Consider the following 20268-nt stretch of genomic DNA (forward strand, 5'->3'; position numbering starts at 1 on the left):
ACCCGGATCAGGTTCGACGGTTTACCGCGTATCGCGGAATCTCAGCCAGGCGCGCGCCCAGCTCCCGTGTAGTGCATCATTAGCGTACCCGAGCGCAACGGGGCCGCCGGAACCGCCCGATTCGTGCGGAGTCGGCGGGGGCAGGTGATCGTCGATAAGCTTGGAGCGCTGTCAACAGAAAGGTAAGAATATGGCTGGTGGACTCCTCGCGCTGCTTGACGACGTCGCGCTGATCGCACGCACCGCCGCGGCATCAACAGACGACGTGGCCGCGATGACCGCGAAAACCTCGAGCAAGGCGGTCGGCGTCATCATCGACGACGCCGCCGTGACCCCGCAGTACGTCTCCGGCGTCACGCCCGCGCGCGAGCTGCCAATGATCTGGAAGATCACCAAGGGCTCGCTGCGCAACAAGCTGCTCATCATCCTGCCGATCGCGCTGCTGCTCAACGCGGTCGCGCCGTGGGCGCTCGTGCCGCTGCTCATGGTCGGCGGCACCTACCTCTGCTTCGAGGGTGCCGAAAAGATCGTGCACAAGCTCACCGCCGACGACAAGGCCGAGCAGGAGCGCGCCGCGAACAAGTCGGCTGCGGACGAAGACTCGCTGGTGAAGTCCGCCATTACGACAGACCTCATCCTCAGCGCCGAGATCATGATCATCTCGCTCGATGAGGTCGCCGACCAGCCCATCTGGATGGAAGCTGCCGTCCTCATCGCGGTGGGCATCTTCCTCACCGTGCTGGTCTACGGCGCCGTTGCGCTGCTGGTGAAAGTCGACGACATCGGCCGCGGCATGATCGAACGCGGCCGCACGCCAGGACTCGGCCGCGCGCTGGTCAAGGGCATGCCGTACGTGCTCGCCGCAATCGGCATCATCGGCACCGTCGCCATGCTGTGGGTCGGCGGACACCTGATCATCCGCGGCTTCCACGAGGTCTTCGGCTGGCACTGGCCGCACGACCTCATCGAGCGCGGCGTCGAGGCCGTCGGCGGCGGCGCGCTCGGCTGGCTCGTCGACACCGGCATCTCCCTGGTCACCGGCCTCATCGTGGGTCTCATCGTGCTGGCCATTGTCTCCGGCGTGAAGAAGGTGCTGCCGTCTCGCGACAAGGAAGCGGGGCACCAGGCCGCGTAGTGTGTCGGAGCGCCTAAAGTAAACGGCAACGAACGACACAAGCCGAAGGAGGCCAAGGCCGTGGGACTCCAGCGCTACCCCCTCTCCCCCGCTATCTGGGGCGCGGGCGAAGAGATCCGGCTCACCCACGTGGTGCAGGCCGCGCTCTTCACCGACTTCGAAGCCAACCGCGCCACCTCGTACATCGACGTCGACCTCGAGGCGAACCCGCTGACCGGGTCGTGGCGCGTCCGCTACAACGGCGCGGTGATCGGCACCGTCCCCGCCGAGGACCGCGCCCGCTTCCCCGACATCGAACGCGTGCACAAGTCGCTGCTCCGCCCGGGCACGACCGCAGAGCTGCGGTTCAACGCCGCCACCGGCCAGTTCGACGTGGCCGTGATCCTGCCTCCCACCCAGCTCGCCGTGCCACGCAACGACACCCCGGCCGGCGCGTGGGTCCTCCCGCCCGGCGACATGATGGTCATCGACACCGCCGCGGGCGAGTTCTCCGCCGAGGAGCTGGAGATGCTCTCCCCCGGCCAGTGGCTCGTGGCCCTGCACCGCATCGCCGACACCGTCGTCGCGGTCTACGACGGCCGCGTGCTCGGCGGCTTCACCGGCGACGACGCGCTCGACCTCGTCGAGTTCGTCGAAGAAGCCACGGCCCTCGGCGCCCCAGAGGTCTACGCCAGGGCAGTGCTTATCGACGCCATGGCCGCCCTCGACGTCGCTTCACCGGGCGAAGGGCCCGTACTCGTCCCCGCGCTGAGCGTCCCCGACACGCGCCCGCGCCGCCCCTGGTCCGTGGTCGACTTCCCCGACGGATCGTGGGCTGTCACCGTGGAACACGACTACGCGACCGACCCCGACGAGGAGGTCAAGCCACTGCACACGGCGCGCTACGTCTCGCTCACCGGCGGCGACCGTCCGGCCGAGATGGCCGCGCCGACGGAGATTTTCGGCATCGTCGACGACACTCCCGCCCCCGACCCGGACCCGGAACCAGCACCAGCGCCAGCACCGGAACCGGACCCCACGCCAACCGAATCGTTCGCGGACCTGCACAGCGCGCGCCTCGCGGGGTTCGCGCCCCAGCACTCGTGGAGCGGCGCGGGCGACTATCTCACCGAAGTGGAGAAGGTGCAGCTGCGCCGCCGGCAACGCGCGCAGGCGGCGTCGGGCCTCGAGGCCGAGGGGCACCACCGCGCCCCCGACCGCACGCTGCAGCATTTCATAGCAGAGCGCGACGGAGTCACGCCGGCCGACTAGGCGGGCGTGTGTCAGATGTGGGCGAGGCGTTGTTCGCGTCTGTCGGGGTCGGCGTGGTCGACCCCGCCGGGTATTCGATACCCACTCGGGCTCTGCCAGGTGACGCGCCCGCGGTGCCGGTGCATCCGGCCGCGGGAGGGCCTGCCGTTTTGCCGATTATGATACGTGCACAACCAACACAGGTTCCCAATCTCCGTCCCACCTCCGCTCGCCCACTCAGTGAGATGGTGCGCCTCGGAGACATCCGCCGGCTGGTGGCAATCCGCCCAGGCGCACGTCGGCCCGTCCGCACTCATCAACAGCCGCAGCTCCCGGGTAGCCCGCCTCGGGTTGGCAGGGTCATCACCGGCAAGGGTGGTCGCATACAGGTTGACCGGCCCGTCAGTCGGCGAGATCAACGCGATATAGCCCGCCTTGTCGAGCTTCCGGTTGACCAACTCGGCACCGTCAAGCCACTCGCCGTTGGTCAGCTGCACCTGGATCTCGGCGGCGTTGTCGGGGTGGGTGCGCCAGGCGGCGAACTCGCCGATGTCCATGTTAAGCACCGTGGTGACCGCAGGTGCGGCAGCACGGGTGGTGGCATCACCGGTCAGCCAGGCTGCCGGGTCGGGGCGTGCTGCGTGGTAGGCGGCGAGCACGTCGCTGGTGCGCCCCGTCACGTGCAGGGTGGACAGTCCCTTGTCGTGGTAGGTGATGCTTGCTTTCGGCGCCCGCGGAGTAGGTGGGGCGAGTTTCTTTTTGAGTTTCTTCGCCTCGCGCATGATGGTGCGCAAATCGCCGTCGGTCTCGCACAGGGCGCGGCGGTATTTCCAGCGATCCGCATCCTTGGTCAGGCTGCGAGACGAGCGGGCGATAAAAGCGAGGGTGTCTATCCGGTGGCCGCGGTCGCGTGCGGCGTCGACGCAGGCGGTCTGCGCCCGGCGGTTGCGCACCGGGGCGAAGAAGACCTCGGCGGCGGTGGTCAGTTGGGCGGCGCGGTCGGGGTCCATGCCGCGGGAGATCAGCGTGTCGGCGCTTGACGACGCGGCCGCGGCAACAAGGTCGATACCGCGGTTGTCGAGGGTGATCAGGTCGTCGAGAAGCGTCATGCCACACAGCATAAACCTGCTTGACCTGCGGGTTCAATGGTTTGTGAGAAGGATTCCACTTTCGGCCGAGCAGGGAACCGGCGGGGTGTTTTCAACGTCTAATAGAGTTCGGGATTTTCAACGCAGCGCGCGGAGGTTGCCGTCGAGGCGGCGGGTGATGCCGTGGGCGTCGAGAAGCTCGAGCAGCGGAATCGCCACGCGGCGGGTCGTGTCCCACACGCGGCGCGCCTGCGAGGCGGTGAAGGGCGAGTCGAGGTCGCGCAACAGCTCCGCGGCGCGGGCGGGGGCCGAGGCGAGCAGCACGACGCCGTCGCCGAGGCGCACGATGCGGCCCGCGCGCTCCGCCGCCGCCAACTCCTTCTCGCCCACGTTCCAGCGCGCGAGGTCCGCCGCCTCCGGCGCGCGGAACGGCTGGGCGCGCAGGTGCTCCTCCAGGCGGGCCACGCCTGGCCCCAGGTCCCGCTGCGCGCCGCTGGCCACCACCCCGCCGGCGAGCGTGAGCTTGGCCGCCGCGGCCGCCAGCGCGAGCAGCTTCGGGTCGGGCAGCCCAAGCAGGTCGGACGCCGCGCCGGCCGAGAGGCCCGCGGAGAGCGGGTTGTCGCGCTCGTGCTCCGCCACCGCCGCCGCCAGCTCGCGCTTCCACACCATCACCTGGCTCGCGCGGACCCAGTACCCGGCGAACGCCACCGTGCCCGCCGGCGGCGCCGCCGGCACGTCAAAGCCGAGCCGAACCAGGTGCGCGGGCGTGACCGCCACGCGCCGCGCGATCTCCGCATCCAACGACGGCAGCGCCGGCAGCTGCTCGGAGCGGCGTCTGCCGTCGCCGCGGCGCCGCAGCTCCGGCGGGTCCGCGTCGACCACGCGCACGCCCGCCAGGATGTGCTGGGCGCCGGGGCCGCGGAGCACGAGCGCGTCGCCGAGCGTCAGGGGCAGCGGCCGGTCGAGCACCAGCCGCACGTAGTCGGCGCCGAACGGCCGCACCTTCGCCTGGACCTGCGCGGTGCCTACGTGCGCGACCAGTTCGTGCGGGAGGTTGGTGGCGGGTTGACCGGTGGTGATGTGGGCGTCGATAAGCGAGGTCTGCTCCCACGCGCCCGGGGTGCACAGCGCGTCGCCGCGACCGAGGTCCTCGGCGCTGACCCCGCGCAGGTTGAGCGCGACGCGCATCGCGGGGACAGCCGCGCCGATCGGCGTGTCCTCGGACTGGATGCCGCGCACCTGCACGTCCCGCGCGCCGAGCCGCAGCGTGTCGCCGGGGCGGATCGTGCCCGCTGTGAGCGTGCCGGTGACCACGGTGCCCGCCCCCTTGATGGTGAATGCGCGGTCGACCCACAGTCGCACGCGCGCGTCCGGGTCGGGGCGCGGCGCATTTCGCAGCTTATCGACGCACACGCGCCCCAACTCCACCATCCCCTCACCCGTGTATGCGGAGACCTCGACGACCGGCGCGCCCTCCAGCGTGGTGCCGGCGACGTGGCGCGCGATCTCGGCGCGCACCTCGTCTCGGCGCGCGCGGCCGGCGCGATCGGCCCTGGTCATCGCGATGACTGCGTCGGTGATGCCGAACGCGTCGATGGCGGCGGCGTGGTCGGTGGACTGCGCCATCCACCCCTCGTCGGCCGCGACGACGAAGAGGACGGCGGGCGCGGGGCCGACGCCGGCGAGCATGTTAGCAATGAAGCGCTCGTGGCCAGGCACGTCGACGAAGGCCACGTCGACGGGGTCGCCGGCTCCCTGCGGCAGGCGTGCCCAGACGAAGCCGAGGTCGATGGTGAGCCCGCGCTGCTTCTCCTCTTCCCAGCGGTCCGGCTCCATCCCGGTGAGCGCCTTGACCAGGGTGGACTTGCCGTGGTCGACGTGGCCCGCGGTTGCCATGACGTACGTCGGGGGCGTCATGGCTGCCCCGCTTCGGCGACGGCGCGGGCGAGCTCGGCGTCCCGCGCGGGTGGGATGCAGCGCAGGTCGAGCAGCAGCGCGCCGTCGTGGACGCGGCCGAGGACAGCGGGGCGCTGGAGGCGGAGTGGCTCGGCGAGCGACTGGTCAACCGCCACCGCCCAGCCGGCGAGCGGCACGCCGGGCGCTCCCCCGCCGCCGACGCGGCCGTCGTGCGGCACGACGCACGCCTCCGTGCCGCGCTCCTGCAGCGCCGCGGCGAGCGCGTCGGCGCGGGTGCGCAGCTTGTCGGGGTCGGCGTGCAGCGCCGCTGAGGTGGGTGTGTTCCGCAGCCGGACGGTCGCTTCGAGCGCGGCGAGGCGCAGCTTGTCCACGCGCACCGCGCGCGCCAGCGGGTGCCGCCGCAGCCGCTCGACGGCGTCCTTGCGCCCCAGGATCACGCCCGCCTGCGGCCCGCCGAGCAGCTTGTCGCCGGAGAAGAGGACGATGTCGGCGCCGGCGCGCAGCGCGGTGGTGGCGTCGGGCTCGTCGGGAAGCGCCGGGTCCGGGCGCAGCAGCCCGGAGCCCGTGTCCACGATGAGGGAAAGCTCGTGCGCGTCGGCGATGCCGCGCAGCTGGGCCACGCCCGCCTCGGCGGTGAAGCCGTGGACTCGGTAGTTGGACGGGTGCACCTTCAGGATGGCGCTCGCGCCCGCGGCGGCGCGCTCGTAGTCGTGCGGGTGCGTCCGATTCGTTGCGCCCACCTCGACGAGCTCGACGCGGGCCGACTCGATGAGCTCCGGCAGGCGGAACCCCGCCCCGATCTCGATGAGCTCGCCCCGCGAGATGAGCACGCGGCCGTGCTCCGCCAGCGCCGCGTTAGCTAGCAGGAGCGCGCCCGCGCCGTTGTTGACCACCAGCGCATCCTCCGCCGCCGGGCACGCCGCGAGCAGCGCGTCGCGCGCGCCCGCCCCGCGGTTGCGCGACCTGCGGCCGGTCGCGAGGTCCATCTCCACGTCCACGTAGCCCGCGGCGTCGACGAGGGCGTCGACGGCCTCCGGCGCGAGTGCCGCGCGCCCCACGTTGGTGTGCACCACCACGCCCGTCGCGTTGAGCACCGGCGTCATAGAGGCGACACCCTTGGCAACCAGTGCGAGGAAGTAGGACTCGGCGGCGTGGGGTGGGATAAGGTGGCGTCGACAAGCGTCCTGCGTAGTGCGCGCGAGGGCCTTGAGCGCGTGCGCAGCAAGCGGCGTGTCCTGCGCCAACGCCAGCAGCGCGTCGGTGCGGGGGATGTGGCGGCGCGGGTCGGTCAAGCTCGTGTCCTCCTCGAAAAGCGTGGCGGAGACGGACAGGAATCGAACCTGCCAGGTCGAGCTGCTCGACCTCACCAGTTTTGAAGACTGGGGCGCCCACCAGGACACGTACGCCTCCGCGCAAAACGCTACCATAGGCCACATGAGCACCACGGACCCCAAGATTCGCCTCACCCAGTTCGCCGCCGGCGGCGGCTGCGCCTGCAAGATCCCGCCCGGCGAGCTGGAAGACGCCGTCAAGGGCCTCGTCGGCGTGCACGACCCCAGCGTGATTGTCGGCCTGGACGACGGAGACGACGCCTCCGCGATCCGCGTGCGCGACGACCTCGCCGTCATTTCCACCGCCGACTTCTTCACCCCCGTCGTGGACGACGCGTACACCTGGGGAAAGATCGCCGCGGTCAACGCGCTTTCCGACGTCTACGCCATGGGCGGCACCCCCATCACCGCCATCAACCTGCTCGGCTGGCCGCGCGACGTCCTGCCGCAGGAGCTCATCCGCGAGGTCCTCCACGGCGGGCTCGACGGCGCAAGCGCGGCCGGCATCTCCGTCACCGGCGGGCACTCCATCTCCGCGCCCGAGCCGATCTACGGCATGTCCGCCACCGGCACCATCGACCCCGCGCGCCTCATGCGCAACGACGCCGCCGCCCCCGGCCTGCCCATCACGCTGACCAAGCCGATCGGCTCGGGCCTGCTGAACAACCGCCACAAGGCCACCGGCGAGTGGTTCGACGAGGCCATCGAGGTCATGACCACGCTCAACCGCGACGCCTCCCGCGCCGCCGTCGCCGCCGGTGCGCGCGCCGCCACCGACGTCACCGGTTTCGGCCTACTCGGCCACCTGTACAAGATGGCGCGCGCTTCCGGCGTCGACGCGGTCATCGACCACACGAAGGTCCCGCTTATCGACGGCGCGCGTGACACCCTCGCGCAAGGCTTCATCCCGGGCGGTTCGCAGCGCAACCTGGACTGGGTGCGCCCGCACGTAGATGCCGACGGCATCAACGAAGAAGAATTGCTCCTGCTCGCCGACGCGCAGACCTCCGGCGGCCTCCTGGTCATCGGCGAGGTGCCCGGCTACCCCATCATCGGCGAAACCACCGGGGGCACCGGGCGCGTGCGCGTGCGCTAGCTAGGACGCGGTGGTGATGGAGTCGCCGACCTGGCCGGCCTCCTGGCGGGCGCGCAACCTGGCGCGCTGCGGCTCGACTACGTACTTCGGGTCCTCGGTGGAGCGCTTGCCCGCGGCGATGATGCCGAAACGGGTCAGGCACGACGCCGCAGCCAGCGCGACACCGCTCGCCGCCGCGACCGCGCGGCGCTTCCCGCCGAACACCGCCCCGAGCCCGCCGGCGATGACCAACGCCTCCGCGGCCTTGAGGAACTTCCCCGCCTTGCCGTGCTCCACCGTCTCTTCCAACGGTTCGGTCAGCCTGCGGGTGAGCACTGACGACGCCACCACGTCCGCCACCGCACCAACCCCGGCCAGCGCGCGGGCCGGGCCGTTGTTCGCGGTGGAAGTCGTCACCACCGCAGCACCCGCGGACGCGCACGCCGCCGAGGAGACGAACAGGTTGGGCAGCTCCTTGTGCGCGTCCTGCCACATGGGCACGGACGTGTTACCAAGCAGCACCGCGGTGTAGACGGCCAGTGGCGCGCCCATCAGCCCGGAGGCGACGCCGGCCGGGGTGGCCAGCGCGTGCAGGAGCTTCCGTGTCGGCCCCGGCAGCGGGGCCCGCTCGCCGGTGAGCGCGTCCGCCTCCGCCGCGGCGGCGACCATCGCGCCGCCGGAGAAGGCACCGAGGATCCAGGACCCCACCGACATCGGCGAGGACAGCTTGAACACGCGGAACATGTTGAGCAGGCGCTCGGGGCGCCCGAGGTCGATGACCAGGCAGCCGGATCCCACCGCCGCGGCAACCGCCGCGGTCAGGCGCGTGTTGCGCTGCAGCTCCCTGTTGCCGGTCGCGCCGGCACCCACGGCCAGCAGCGAGGACCCGCCCGCCATGCCGCCCAGGAATAGGTAGACGCCGATCGGCCATTCCCACGGCGGGAATTTCACAATCGGCCGCCCGTAGTAGGAGTCGTACTGCTCAAAGTCCGCGCGCGGCACCATGAGCTCCTCGCCGCGCCGCCGCTTCTTGCCGCCGTAGCGGGTCGAGCCGCCCCGTCGCTTCGGTCCGCGCGGCGGCTCCGGTGGGCGGAAGGAATCGAACTCTGCCATCTACTTTCCTCCGATCACGAATGCCGCCGCGGCGGCGCCGACGAGCCCCGCGGCCGCGACGACGGCCCGCTTGGCCATCTCGGGCAGGTTTGCGGTGGGCACCTCGGGGTCCGGCGGCAGGCCGTAGACCTCGGGGGCGTCGAGAAGCAGGAAGATCGAGCCGGTGCCGCCCACGCCGTCGTCGCTGTTGGCGCCGTAGAGGCGTGCCTCGGTCATGCCCTGGGCGTGCAGCTCGGCCACGCGCGCCTTCGCGGCGGCGAGCATCTCGGTGTAGGTGCCGTACTGGATGGAGTTGGTCGGGCACGTCTTCGCGCACGCCGGCCCCTCGCCGACCTGTTGGCGGTCGAAGCACATTGTGCACTTCTGCGCCACGCCGACGTTCTTGATTGGCGCGACCTCGCCGACGGTGAAGTCGTCTCCTACCTTCGCACGCTCGTTGCGTTTTTGCACCCCGCCGTCGGCGCGCCGTTCGATCACTCCGAACGGGCAGCCGGCCACGCACGTTCCGCAGCCGTTGCACACGTCGTCCTGCACCACCACGGTGCCGTGCTCGGTGCGAAACAGCGCGCCCGTCGGGCACACATCCAGGCAGCCCGCGTTGGTGCAGTGCTTGCACACGTCCGAGGACATCAGCCAGCGGAAGTCCGGGGTATCTGGCAGCTGGGGCTCATGCTTATCGACGCCACCGTCACCCTCCCCCGATGCACCCGGCATGCCTGGCATCCCAAGCGTGACCAGCTTCTTGCCTTCCTCGCGGGCGTTGGCAATCTGCTCCTCGCTCTGTTCGATGAACGCCACGTGGCGCCACGTGTTCGCCCCGAGGGAGCCGGTGTTGTCGTACGACATGCCCGACATGGCGTAGTCGCCGTCCTGCGGGTTGCGGTTCCACTCCTTGCAGGCCACCTCGCAGGCCTTGCAGCCGATGCAGATTGAGGTGTCGGTGAAAAACGCCTTGCGCTGCTCACCGTCGTAGCCCACATTGGAGGGCGATTCTGTGATCCGGTTTTTCGTCTGCAACTGGTCTTAGCCCTCCTGGTTCGACATGTTGTCCTTCGTGGGGTCGTCCTTGGCTGCCGAGGCGTCGCCTTGTCCCTGGCGGACGGCGGCCTGCGACGTGGCGTCGTGAAGCACTGTGCCCGTGTTCTCGTCCAGGCCGGCGCGCTGCTGGTACTCGCGCACCAACTCGACGCGCGCGGCACCGCGGGGCCGGCGGCCGGGGCGGATGTCCACGGCCGAGACCTTGGAGGCCTGGATGTTCACGTTCGGGTCCAGCATGATGCCGAGCAGGTCGTTCGGCCCGTCGCCAGCCACCTCAGCGTAGTTGCCGCGACCGTAGTGGAACGGCATGCCGATCTGCTCAAACGCGCGGTTGCCAACGGTGAGCGTCTTGATGCGGTCGGTGACCAGGACACGCGCCTCAATGGCGTTGCGCGGCGAGACGATCGTCGCCCACTCCCCGTTTTTCAGCCCGACGCGCTCCGCCAGCTCCGGCGAGACCTCGCAGAACAGCTCCGGCTGCAGCTCCGCCAAAAACGGCAGCGTGCGCGTCATCGCGCCGGAGGTGTACATCTCGGTCAACCGGTAGGTGTTGAGCATGTACGGGTAGACGTCCGTGCCCGGCTCGCCGTAGTTCGGCGCCGACAGGTTGTGCTCCCCGCGCATCACGATGCGCGACGGCGACTGCTGCTGGCCGTAGAGCACGTTGGGGAACGGTGACTCCTGCGGCTCGTAGTGCGTGGGCATCGGGCCGTCCACCATGCCGGTGGGCGCGAAGAGCCACGCGCGGCCGTCGTCTTGCATGATGAAGGCGTCGTTGCCCGCGATGGCGGCGGGCCCCACGGCGTCGCGCTCCGGCTTGTAACCGGGGGCGCGGTCCACGGGGAAGTCCACGATGTCCTTGGAGACCCACCGCTCCTCATCTTCATCCCACCAGGCGAGGCGCTTGCGCTCGGACCAGGGCTTACCGTCCTCGTCCGCCGAGGCGCGGTTGTACAGCACGCGGCGGTTCATCGGCCACGCCCAGCCCCAGTCCAGGGCCATCTCGTCCTGCTGCTGGCCGGGGCGCTTCTTCGCCGAACGGTTCACGTCGCCGGCGAACACGCCGCAGTATATCCAGCAGCCGGACGCCGTCGAGCCGTCCGCCTTGAGGTCCGCGAACTTGTCCACCACCTGGCCCTTGCGCGGGCCGTCGATGTAGTAGCCGTTAATCTCGCGCAGCACGGACTCGGGATCGATCTCGCCCTCGGCATCCGTCTCGTAGTCCCACGTGATCCGCTGCAGCGGGATGTCGCGCGGGTCCGTCGAGTCCTTCACGCGCTCCTTGATGCGCTGCCCCAGCTCGTAGAAGAACTGCAGGTCACTGTCCGCATCCCCCGGCGCGTCCTTCGCCTTGAAGCGCCACTGCAGGAGGCGCTGGGTCTGGGTAAACGTGCCCGCCTTCTCCACGTGGTTCGCCGCCGGGAAGAGGAACACCTCCGTGTCGATCTCCTCGGTGACCAGCTCGCCGGACTTGATCTCGGGCGAGTCCTTCCAAAACGTCGCGGTCTCAATCTCCTGGAAGTCGCGCACGACCATCCACTTGAGCTTGGACATGGCCAGTCGCTGCATCCGCCCGTTCGACTGCGCAACGGCGGGGTTTTGGCCGAAGACGAAGTAGCCGTCGATAAGCCCCTGGTCCATGAGCTGCAGGGTGTGGTAGGTGGAGTGCGCGCCCGACAGGCGCGGCATGAGGTCCATGCCCCAGTTGTTGTCCTCGGTGGCGGCATCGCCCCAGTAGGCCTTCATCAGCGAGACCGCGTAGTTCTCGCCTTGCTGCCAGAAGCCCTTCTGGTCGCGCTTGGACACGGCGTCGAGGTACTGGTCCCACGTCTGCACCGTGGACTGCGGCATGGGCAGGTAGCCGGGCAGCAGGTGGAACAGCGTGGGCACGTCCGTGGAGCCCTGGATGGAGGCGTGCCCGCGCAGCGCCATGATGCCGGATCCGGGGCGGCCCACGTTGCCCATGAGCAGCTGCAGGATCGCGCAGGTGCGGATGAACTGCGCGCCCATGGTGTGCTGGGTCCAGCCGAGTGCGTACGCGAAGCAGGTGGTGCGCTCGCGCCCGGAGTTTTCCACGATGGAGTCCGCCAGGTAGAAGAAGTCCTCCTGCGAGATACCGCAGGCCTGCTCCACCACCTCGGGCGTGTAGCGCGAGTAGTGGCGCTTGAGAATCTGGAAGACCGTGTTGGGGTCCTCCAGCGTCGGGTCCGTCTTATTGTCCCACGACACCTTCGCATCCCACGCCTTCTGCGGCTGCCACGTCGCGTTGTCGTAGGCACCGGTCTCCGGGTCGTACCCGGAGAACAGCCCGTCGAGGTCCTCGGTGTCCTGGAATTCCTCGCTGATCAGCGTCGAGGCGTTCGTGAACGCGGTGACGTAGTCGCGGAAGAACAGGTCGTTCTGCAGCACGTAGTTGATCACCGCGCCGAGCAGCACGACGTCCGAGCCGCCGCGGATGGGCACGTGCTTGTGAGCGATTGCCGACGTCCGCGTAAACCGCGGATCAACGTGAATGATCCTGGCGCCGCGCGCCTTCGCCTCAATGACCCACTGGAACCCGACCGGGTGTGCCTCGGCCATGTTCGAGCCTTGGATCACAATGCAGTCCGCATTGGCCATGTCCTGCAGCGGCTGGGTTGCGCCGCCGCGTCCAAACGAGGATCCCAAACTGGGAACCGTGGACGAGTGTCATATGCGGGCCTGGTTCTCAATCTGCACCGCGCCAGAGGCGGTCCAGAGCTTTTTGATCAGGTAGTTTTCCTCGTTATCCATGGCCGCGCCGCCGAGCCCGGCGATGCCCATGGTGCGGCGCAGCGGCCGCCCTTCCTCGTCAAAATCCTGCCACCCGTTCTTGCGCGCCTCCATAAAGCGGTCGGTGACCATGTCCAGCGCGGTGTCGCGGTCCAGCGTCTGCCATTCCGTGGCACCGGGGGCGCGGTAGAGAATCTCGGTGAGGCGCCCCGGCGCGTTCACCAGCTGCTCGGAGGCAGCACCCTTGGGGCAGAGCCGCCCGCGGGAGTGTGGCGAATCCGGGTCGCCCTCGATCTGGATGACCTTCTCATCCTTGACGTACACGCGCTGACCGCAGCCGACGGCGCAGTACGGGCACACGCTCTTGACCACCCGGTCCGCATCTTCAATGCGGCCCTTCAGGTCTTTGCTTTTCGACGATTCCGTATTCGCTCCACGAGCGAAAAGGTCACCGTCCCGCACCTGGCGCACCACCGGCCAGTTCAAGGGGCTGAAACGAGACATGCCCTTCAGACTAGCCAAGTTTCGCGCCTTCGACGAGTTTCACACCCGATACACAGACACGTGGTACCCCCGTTTCACAATGCCCTACGCAATCGCAGCCACTTTGATACATTCATTGTGCTTCTTATAAGTGCCCTTACTCACCCCAAGTTTGAACAGAGACAGCATGCACTCCTCTTCCCGCCGCCGCGCACTGCTGTGCGCCGCCGTCGCAAGTTCCATCGCCCTCTCCTCAGTCGCCGCCCCGCAGGCAGCCCAGGCGCAGAAGATTCAGCTTGAAGGCCCGGCTGACTTCCTGGATACCCTGGACAATGCAGAGGAGACGAGCGATGCGATCAGCTCCGACCCTGAATCCGCGGCGGAACTGCACGTCGAGAACTTTGCCGGCCAGGCGGCCGTAAAAGCCTCCCGCCCGGTGGCGATGCCAAACGGCACGACTGTCCAGGTCAAGGGCGACATCCTCGGCCCCTGGACGGAGGGCATCGGGATGGGCGCGACCGACCTCGGCGTGATGGCGCCGCTGGATGACCGCGAGTACGCGATGGTCTTCGGCGATTCCTTCACCGGCAAGGCGTTTGGCAAGGGCACCTGGATGAGCCCCACCGGCGTCATCGCCCAAACCGACAGCGACGGCTTCGTTACTGTTCAGCGCCCGATGAACAGCGGCAGCAAGGTGGAAAAGCTGATCAGCTACTACCAGGAGGGCAACCTCACGCTCATCCCGTCGGACATCATCAATATCGACGGCACGCTGTACATGCAGGCGATGTGGAACAACGGCATCGGCAACGTGAGCAACACCCAGATCTGGAAGTCCACGTCCCGCGGTCGCGAGTGGACGTCGATCGGCTACACCGGCAACAGTTACATGGGCGGCATGGGCGACCTGATCAGCTGGGAGGAGGGCGACGACGGCTACATCTACGCCGTCTCCTCCTCCTTCAAGCGCGCCGACCCGGTCTACCTGTCCCGCTTCAAGCTCGAGGACATCGACGATCGCACGAAGTGGGAGCTCTACGACCCGGACACGGACAACTGGACCGATGAGGCCGCCCCGATCTTGTCCAAGAATGTCCAGGCCGGCGAGATGAACCTGCGCTACATCCAGGGGTACTGGGTGCTGGTGATGTTCAATGACGCGACCGACGCGATCGAGGTGCGCATCTCGGACACGCTGGAGCGCGACTGGAACGACGTGCCGGTCTCCACCATTGCCAAGGCGGGAAGCTGGAGCGACAAGCAGTCCCCCACCAACTGGTCGCAGCCCTACGGCGGCTACATCGTTCCGGGCTCCACCATCGACAACTTGGACGTCGTCGTCTCGCAGTGGAATACCGACACCAACAAGCGCTACATGTCCACGCAGTTCAACGTGCGCGGGCTGGACACGTTCTACGGCATCGACTCGAGCAAGCTGCCGCCGCTGCGCGAGGTAGTCCCGGCAAAGGACGAGCCGACCGGCCGCGGTAATGGTGGCGGCGGTGGCGCGTCCCTGAGCGCCAACATGGATGAAGAGACGGAGCGCATCGTCACCATCGTCGGCGTGCTTGCCGGCATCGCCGCGCTCGCCGCGATGTCCTTCCCGTACTGGCGCGGGGCGCTCCCGCCGCAGCTGCGCGAGTTCCTGCACATCTAGCTGCGCCGGGCGACGCGCCTCGCCCTACTCGCCGTAGATGACCTTGCCCTGCGAGGCCGTGGTGGCGGGCTGGGGCGCAGCCGGGGTCTCCTCCTCCGGGAGGAACTCCTGCTTGGCGTGGCTGGCAGCCTCCTCCAGGAACTTCGCGGAGGGGGCGAAGAAGTTCACGCCGGTGAGCGCCTCGGAGAAGTCCAGGATGCGGTCGTAGTTGCCTTCCGGCTCGCCGATGAACATGCGGCGCAGCATGAGCTCGGTGATGCGCACATCCTTGGCGTAGCTCATGAAGTAGGTGCCCTGGTTGCCCATGGCGTCGCCGAAGCTCAGGTTGTTGCGCACGATCTCCAACGACTCGCCGTTCTCGTCCTTCACGGAGTTCAGCGCCACGTGGGAGTTGGCGGGCTTGACATCTTCGCCCATCTCCACGTCCGAGTGCTTGGTGCGACCGATGACCTTCTCCTGCTCCTCTACCGGCAGGTCGTTCCACGCCTTGAGGTTGTGGATGTACTTCTGCGCCACAATGTAGGAACCGCCGGCCCAGTCGCCGTCCTTGATCAGCGCGGTTTCCACGCCGGCCTGCCCGCGCGGGGACTCGGTGCCGTCGACAAAACCGAGCGGGTCACGGAAGTCCTGATACTGGAACGCGTGGACCTCGTCGTACTCGGCCACCGCGCCCTCCAACTGCGCGTTGATACGCCGGGCGAGCTCGAACGCGACGTCGTACTCGTCGGCGCGAATGTGGAAGAAAAGGTCGCCGGGGGTGGACGGCGCGTGGTGCTTCGCCCCCTGCAGCTCGCGGAAGGGGTGCAGGCCCTCCGGCTTCGGGGTGGTGAACAGGCGGTCCCACAGGTTCGCGCCGATGCCCACCACGGCGCTCAGCTGTGCCTCGGGCCAGCGGAACCCAACGCCGTTGACCAGGCCCTTCAGACCGGTGATGACCTCGAGCGCCTGCTTCTCGGTGCCCTCGTTGAGCGTGACGGTGAGGAAGATCGCGTCCTTGGACTGAGGAAGGATGACAGTTTGCGAAACGTCTGCTGAGTACTTTTCGTTCATGGCCCCTACCCTACGCGGTGGGTGCCTACCACTGCGGAGCGTCCAGATCCACGCCCGCGGCCTCGGCGTGCGTGGTGATGAGCTCGAGGAGGTAGTCCTGCGCGCCGTCGTATGCCTTGTGGAAGCGCTCGTCGCAGACGTACATGCGGGCGAGGATCAGCTGGCGCGCCGGGGTGACCTCGTACCACTGCGCGATCGAGTCGCGGTGTTTCGCCACAATGCGTTCTGCCTCCTCCGAGCCAGGTTCGACGCCTGCGTCGCGGGCGGCGACCAGCTCGGCGGCCAGCTCCTCCTGCTCGCGCTTGAGCTGTTCCGCCTTCGATGCATCCATGTTGGCCAGCGCGTCCTGGGACTGCTGCCACTCCGCGGTGTTGCCCCAGCGCTGCTGCGCCTCCTCCTGGTAGGCAGCGAACTCCTCGCCGAAATAGTACTTCATGTCAGACATGCTGAGCGTTCCTTTCTTGTGTTTGCGGATCAACGTCTCGACCGCGTCCAGCTGCGCCTCGAGGGAGTCACGCTGGTGCACCAGGGCCTCGCGGTGGGCGCTAAGGGCGCGTGCGAGGTGGGACGGGGAGGCGTCGAGAAGCACTGCGACCTGTGCGAGTGGGACCCCGATTCCCTGGTAGAGGGCAATCGCGGCGCCCCGCTCGAGGTCGGATGCGTGGTATAGGCGGTAGCCGGTGCTGGTGCGCTCCGGCTGCATGAGTCCGAGCGCCTCCCAGTGGCGCAGAGCTTTCGGCGTGACGCCGAGGATCTCGGCGGCCTCTCCGATGGTGGTTGCGGTCATGGTGATCAGTGAACAGGTTGCCGTAGGGACAAGGTCAAGCGGACGGGCGCGGCACCCAGACCCAGCCCTCTTCCGCGACGAGTTCCGCCTGGTCAGACGGCGGTGCTATGCAACGCCCGGCACGCACCTCTCGCGCGACGAGCGCGGCAATGACCGCGTCGAGGCAGTCCGCATTCTCGACGGCACGGCGCTGCATCCCACCCCAGTCCAGCTCGAAGCGCTCGGTGAGTCCCGCCGCAATCTCCTCGCGAGCACCGCGCCCCGCGACGTCCGCGCCCTTGTACCCGCGGTGGCGCAGCCCCCACTGCTTCAGCGCAGCCGCCGGATAGACCTCGGCGACCCGGCCGCGCCCGGCGCGGTCCACGTTGGCGCCCGCCGCGCGCAACCGCGACTCCACGCCGGCCCAGCGCAGCGCCGGGTGCGCGATGCGCTCGGCGGCCACCGGCAGCGGGGTCACCCCGGCGTTGCGGCGCACCTCTAGGTCGGTGAAGCGGTTGACCAAGCGGCGGCGCTCGTCCGGGCCGTAGGTCGCCGGGGCAGCCATGCGCTGGTCCGCGTGCGCACTCACGAACTCCCGAAACGCGCGCGGCCATCCGACGGGCACGTCCACGCCGGTGAGCTCGGCGCCGGTCACGAGTGCGATGAGGGTGGCGTCGGTGGCGGAGGCGGTGGCGTCGACAAGCGTGAGCCCGGCGGGCGTTTCCTGGATGGTTGCGGTGCCGGTCTTGGCCGGGTCGGCGGCGAGGTCAATGCCGGAGAAGGTGCGGTTCATGCGAGAAAGCATATTGCGCGCCGCGGGGTAGAGTGTCCGAGGTGACGCAACAACGATCCCCCTGGCCCGCATTGTGGTCCATGATGCTGGGCTTTTTCATGATCCTGGTCGATTCGACGATCGTTTCCGTAGCGATCCCCGCGATCACCGCCGGGCTCGGCGCGAGCTACAGCTCGGTGATCTGGGTCAACAGCGCGTACCTGCTCGCGTACGCGGTGCCGCTGCTGATCACCGGCAGACTTGGCGACCGCTTCGGCCCCCGCGCCCTCTACATCTCCGGCCTCGCACTCTTCACGCTGTCCTCGCTGGCGTGCGGACTGGCCGGCACAATCGAGGCGCTCATCGTCGCCCGCGTCTTCCAAGGCCTCGGCGGCGCGATGGTCACCCCGCAGACGATGGCGGTGATGATCCGTACCTTCAGCCCCCACGAGCGCGGCAGCGCCATGGGTGTCTGGGGCGCGACCGCGGGTGTCGCCACCATCGTCGGCCCGCTGTTGGGCGGGCTGCTTGTCGACGCTTCCGGCTGGCCCTGGATCTTCTTTGTCAACGTCCCCATCGGCGTGATCGGCCTGGTGCTCGCGTGGATTTACGTCCCGCGCCTCGAGCTCACCTCCCGCAGCCTCGACTGGCTCGGCGTGGTGCTGAGCGCAGCGGGCATGTTCTGCCTCATCCTGGGCATCCAAGAGGGTGAGCGCTTCGACTGGGACTGGCGCGCGCTCGGCCTCATCGCGGCCGGCCTTGTCCTGCTCGGTGCGTTCGTTGCCTGGCAGTCGCGCACGCGTCGCGACGCACTTGTGCCCCTCGCCCTCTTTGCGGACCGCAACTTCTCGCTCTCCGCGGTCACGATCGCCACGGTGGGCTTTACCGTGTCGACGTACATGATTCCGTGGATGATCTACATCCAGTCCGTCCAGGGCTTCTCCCCCACCCGCGCCGCGCTCCTTCTCGTGCCCGCGGGGCTGGTCTCGGGCGTGCTGTCGCCCTGGATTGGCAAGCTCACCAACACGCACCAGCCCAAGCCATTCGCCATCGCGGGCCTGACCATGTTGGGCCTTTCGGTGGCGATGACCGCCTGGATCGCCGACCCGACGATCAGCCCGTACTGGCTGCTCGCCATCTCCGTGCTCAACGGCGTGGCGAACTCGATGGTGTGGGGACCGCTGTCCATGATTGCCACGCGCAACCTCGCGCCCGCGCTCGCCGGCGCCGGCTCCAGCGTGTACAACACGCTGCGCCAGGTGGGCGCCGTCATTGGCTCCGCCGCGATCGCCGCGCTCATGGACGCGCAGCTCAACGCCCAGCTCGGCCCCGGCGCGGGCGAGGCTTCCGTCGGCGGCGCCGGTGCGAGCAGCGGGATGCCGGCGGCGCTCCACGCCCCGTTCGCACTCGCCATGTCACACTCGCTGCTCCTCCCGGCCGCAGTCTCGCTGCTGGGTGCCGTGATGGCCTGCTTCTTCGCACGAACGAAGAGCTGGAACGACTAGGCGCCCTACGGCAGTTGTCGCATCCAACCACCCCACGCTCGCACACTCGTACGAATCATTGGTGGAATGTCGGTCCTGGTATTCGCTCCTCCCGCTAGTCCCCACCCCGAGAGTCACACCGCACCGCAAAGGAAGGAAGCACCATGACCGAGCATCCCAGCATTCGCGTTGGCGTCCGCGAGCGATCCTGCGCCTCGTCCCGGTTGAGCATTCACTTCGCCGAGGGCTACCTCAGCGTCGACGAACTTGATGAGCGGGCTCAGCGTGTTGCAGCCGCTACCACCCAAGGAGAGCTAGACGGCGTTTTCAGTGACCTGCCTTCACCGCCGACCCAGGAGGAGCTCAAGGAACTGAAACGGGCCAGGTCCCTGACCGCGTTTCCCCGCGAGAGGGAATTGGAGAACAAGCTGTTCCGCCGGGAAATTCGGGGACTCCGCCCTTTGCCTTACATTCGGCCTCGGTACCGCATTGTTTTTCCTGCTCAAGTTCGGGTTCGGCATAAGTTTCGCCTGGCTGGCGTGGCCAATCATCGGACTCCCCTGCATTGCGATTGTGGCATCCGCTGGCCGCACTCGAGAGGAAGATGCAATCAACAAGGAATTGCAGCAGTTGGTAGACCTCGAACACGCTGAGAAGGTCGAGAGACTCCACATCGCATACGATCGCCAGCAAAGGCTCGGCCTCTAGGGAGACTGACTCAATAAGTCTCGGTGGGCTGCAATACACGCCTTAAGTTAGGGTGTCGGAAGCAGTTCCCGAACGAAAGGATGTCCCCGTGGCCGAGAGTCCCGAGATGCGTATCGGCGACCCAGAGCGTACCTCCGCCCTCGACCGCCTCGGCGAGCACTTCGCCGACGGCTACCTCGACGTCGCCGAGTTCGACGCCCGCACCGCCCGCGCCGCGTCCGCAACCACTCGCGGTGAGCTCGCTGCGCTTTTCAGCGACCTCCCGCACCCCTCCAGCGGCGGCATCCTCGAGCAGCGCGACGATTCCCCCTCGGTAAACGCAGCGCGCGAGGCGGAGCTCGAGCGAAAGCTGAAGGTGAAGCGCAACTGCGATATTGCTGCAGGCGCCATCGTCAGCTGCGGTGCGGCCGTGTTTTTCCTGCTGCAGTTCGCCTTCCACGTGTCGCTGGCCTGGGTCGCCTGGCCGGTCGCGGCCATTGCGGCACTCGCGGTTTACACCATCGCCGGAATCTCCGATGAAGAGTACGACGTGCTCGAAGAGATAGAGAAGAAGGATAAGTCGGAGCGGGCGGAGCGACTCCGCATCGCCTACGAGCGCCGCAAGGAGCTGGGCAAGTAGACTCCCCTCAACGCACCAACATGTGTACAGGCTGCTTGTACACTGTGGCGT

The 20268-nt window shown here is 68.3% G+C and carries 16 protein-coding genes and 1 tRNA gene; 7 read left to right on the plus strand and 10 right to left on the minus strand.

Annotation, left to right across the window (positions count from 1 at the left end):
- Nucleotides 1–190: 190 nt before the first annotated feature.
- Both EAW56_RS01760 and EAW56_RS01765 read left to right on the plus strand, forming a co-directional pair.
- Nucleotides 191–1135 carry a DUF808 domain-containing protein gene (locus EAW56_RS01760; RefSeq protein ID WP_122084802.1) on the plus strand — a complete coding sequence of 315 codons (945 nt, stop codon included), beginning with the start codon at nucleotides 191–193 and terminating at the stop codon, nucleotides 1133–1135.
- A gap of 60 nt (nucleotides 1136–1195) precedes the next feature.
- A complete protein-coding gene (locus tag EAW56_RS01765) occupies nucleotides 1196–2386 on the plus strand; it encodes a hypothetical protein (protein WP_095553152.1) in 1191 nt (396 codons plus the stop codon).
- Nucleotides 2387–2397: 11 nt separating this feature from the next.
- Here EAW56_RS01765 and EAW56_RS01770 read toward each other — a convergent pair whose 3' ends face one another.
- From EAW56_RS01770 to EAW56_RS01785, 4 genes are all read right to left on the minus strand, one after another.
- Nucleotides 2398–3474: an HNH endonuclease signature motif containing protein gene (locus tag EAW56_RS01770; protein WP_147453239.1), complete on the minus strand. Its 1077-nt coding sequence runs from the start codon at nucleotides 3472–3474 to the stop codon at nucleotides 2398–2400.
- Between the two features lie 117 nt (nucleotides 3475–3591).
- Complete coding sequence (selB, locus tag EAW56_RS01775) at nucleotides 3592–5370, minus strand: selenocysteine-specific translation elongation factor (protein WP_244213315.1); 1779 nt, start codon at nucleotides 5368–5370, stop codon at nucleotides 3592–3594.
- Nucleotides 5367–6662 (minus strand): L-seryl-tRNA(Sec) selenium transferase, encoded by a 1296-nt coding sequence (selA, locus tag EAW56_RS01780; RefSeq protein WP_208636474.1) that lies wholly within the window; start codon nucleotides 6660–6662, stop codon nucleotides 5367–5369. The genes selB and selA overlap by 4 nt, the downstream gene beginning before the upstream one ends.
- Nucleotides 6663–6685: 23 nt before the next feature.
- Nucleotides 6686–6780, minus strand: a tRNA-Sec gene (locus EAW56_RS01785).
- A 24-nt stretch (nucleotides 6781–6804) separates the two neighbouring features.
- On the opposite strand from EAW56_RS01785, the gene selD reads away from it, so the two are divergent.
- Nucleotides 6805–7797: a selenide, water dikinase SelD gene (gene selD, locus EAW56_RS01790; protein ID WP_122084807.1), complete on the plus strand. Its 993-nt coding sequence runs from the start codon at nucleotides 6805–6807 to the stop codon at nucleotides 7795–7797.
- Here selD and nrfD read toward each other — a convergent pair whose 3' ends face one another.
- From nrfD to fdnG, 3 genes are read right to left on the minus strand one after another with little or no spacing between them, the layout of a single operon-like run.
- Complete coding sequence (nrfD, locus tag EAW56_RS01795; protein ID WP_122084808.1) at nucleotides 7798–8889, minus strand: NrfD/PsrC family molybdoenzyme membrane anchor subunit; 1092 nt, start codon at nucleotides 8887–8889, stop codon at nucleotides 7798–7800.
- Nucleotides 8890–9906 carry a 4Fe-4S dicluster domain-containing protein gene (locus tag EAW56_RS01800; RefSeq protein ID WP_208636475.1) on the minus strand — a complete coding sequence of 339 codons (1017 nt, stop codon included), beginning with the start codon at nucleotides 9904–9906 and terminating at the stop codon, nucleotides 8890–8892.
- A 6-nt stretch (nucleotides 9907–9912) separates the two neighbouring features.
- The gene (gene fdnG / locus EAW56_RS01805) at nucleotides 9913–13182 is read right to left on the minus strand and encodes a formate dehydrogenase-N subunit alpha (protein WP_208636476.1); all 3270 of its coding nucleotides are present in this window, start codon (nucleotides 13180–13182) and stop codon (nucleotides 9913–9915) included.
- A 166-nt stretch (nucleotides 13183–13348) separates the two neighbouring features.
- Between fdnG and EAW56_RS01815 the strand changes: the two genes are divergently transcribed.
- Nucleotides 13349–14818, plus strand: a complete 1470-nt coding sequence (locus tag EAW56_RS01815; RefSeq protein WP_244213316.1) for a DUF4185 domain-containing protein — start codon at nucleotides 13349–13351, stop codon at nucleotides 14816–14818.
- A 24-nt stretch (nucleotides 14819–14842) separates the two neighbouring features.
- Here the strand turns inward: EAW56_RS01815 and EAW56_RS01820 are convergent, their stop codons facing one another.
- The 3 genes from EAW56_RS01820 to EAW56_RS01830 are packed head-to-tail and all read right to left on the minus strand — an operon-like array spanning nucleotide 14843 to nucleotide 17427.
- A complete protein-coding gene (locus EAW56_RS01820; protein ID WP_095553160.1) occupies nucleotides 14843–15868 on the minus strand; it encodes a Dyp-type peroxidase in 1026 nt (341 codons plus the stop codon).
- A 25-nt stretch (nucleotides 15869–15893) separates the two neighbouring features.
- Nucleotides 15894–16655, minus strand: coding sequence for a MerR family transcriptional regulator (locus EAW56_RS01825; protein WP_122084812.1), 762 nt, complete (start codon nucleotides 16653–16655; stop codon nucleotides 15894–15896).
- Between the two features lie 34 nt (nucleotides 16656–16689).
- Complete coding sequence (locus EAW56_RS01830) at nucleotides 16690–17427, minus strand: DUF429 domain-containing protein (protein ID WP_122084915.1); 738 nt, start codon at nucleotides 17425–17427, stop codon at nucleotides 16690–16692.
- A 41-nt stretch (nucleotides 17428–17468) separates the two neighbouring features.
- Here EAW56_RS01830 and EAW56_RS01835 point away from each other — a divergent pair, with 41 nt between their 5' ends.
- From EAW56_RS01835 to EAW56_RS01845, 3 genes are all read left to right on the plus strand, one after another.
- Nucleotides 17469–18911, plus strand: coding sequence for a DHA2 family efflux MFS transporter permease subunit (locus tag EAW56_RS01835; RefSeq protein WP_244213317.1), 1443 nt, complete (start codon nucleotides 17469–17471; stop codon nucleotides 18909–18911).
- Nucleotides 18912–19054: 143 nt separating this feature from the next.
- Entirely contained in the window at nucleotides 19055–19543 is a 489-nt protein-coding gene (locus tag EAW56_RS13205; RefSeq protein ID WP_122084815.1) for a DUF1707 SHOCT-like domain-containing protein, read from the plus strand.
- Between the two features lie 143 nt (nucleotides 19544–19686).
- Nucleotides 19687–20217 (plus strand): DUF1707 SHOCT-like domain-containing protein, encoded by a 531-nt coding sequence (locus EAW56_RS01845; RefSeq protein WP_233126897.1) that lies wholly within the window; start codon nucleotides 19687–19689, stop codon nucleotides 20215–20217.
- The last annotated feature ends 51 nt before the right edge of the window (nucleotides 20218–20268 follow it).

The sequence above is a fragment of the Corynebacterium gottingense genome (assembly GCF_003693265.1).
Taxonomy (GTDB): Bacteria; Actinomycetota; Actinomycetes; order Mycobacteriales; family Mycobacteriaceae; genus Corynebacterium; species Corynebacterium gottingense.

Coding starts and splice junctions, on each gene's coding strand:
- EAW56_RS13205 (WP_122084815.1), top strand. CDS start 19,055: ATGACCGAGCATCCCAGCATTCGCGTTGGCGTCCGCGAGCGATCCTGC.
- EAW56_RS01760 (WP_122084802.1), top strand. CDS start 191: ATGGCTGGTGGACTCCTCGCGCTGCTTGACGACGTCGCGCTGATCGCA.
- EAW56_RS01825 (WP_122084812.1), bottom strand. CDS start 16,655: ATGACCGCAACCACCATCGGAGAGGCCGCCGAGATCCTCGGCGTCACG.
- EAW56_RS01770 (WP_147453239.1), bottom strand. CDS start 3,474: ATGACGCTTCTCGACGACCTGATCACCCTCGACAACCGCGGTATCGAC.
- EAW56_RS01830 (WP_122084915.1), bottom strand. CDS start 17,427: ATGAACCGCACCTTCTCCGGCATTGACCTCGCCGCCGACCCGGCCAAG.
- selD (WP_122084807.1), top strand. CDS start 6,805: ATGAGCACCACGGACCCCAAGATTCGCCTCACCCAGTTCGCCGCCGGC.
- nrfD (WP_122084808.1), bottom strand. CDS start 8,889: ATGGCAGAGTTCGATTCCTTCCGCCCACCGGAGCCGCCGCGCGGACCG.
- selB (WP_244213315.1), bottom strand. CDS start 5,370: ATGACGCCCCCGACGTACGTCATGGCAACCGCGGGCCACGTCGACCAC.
- EAW56_RS01820 (WP_095553160.1), bottom strand. CDS start 15,868: ATGAACGAAAAGTACTCAGCAGACGTTTCGCAAACTGTCATCCTTCCT.
- EAW56_RS01815 (WP_244213316.1), top strand. CDS start 13,349: ATGCACTCCTCTTCCCGCCGCCGCGCACTGCTGTGCGCCGCCGTCGCA.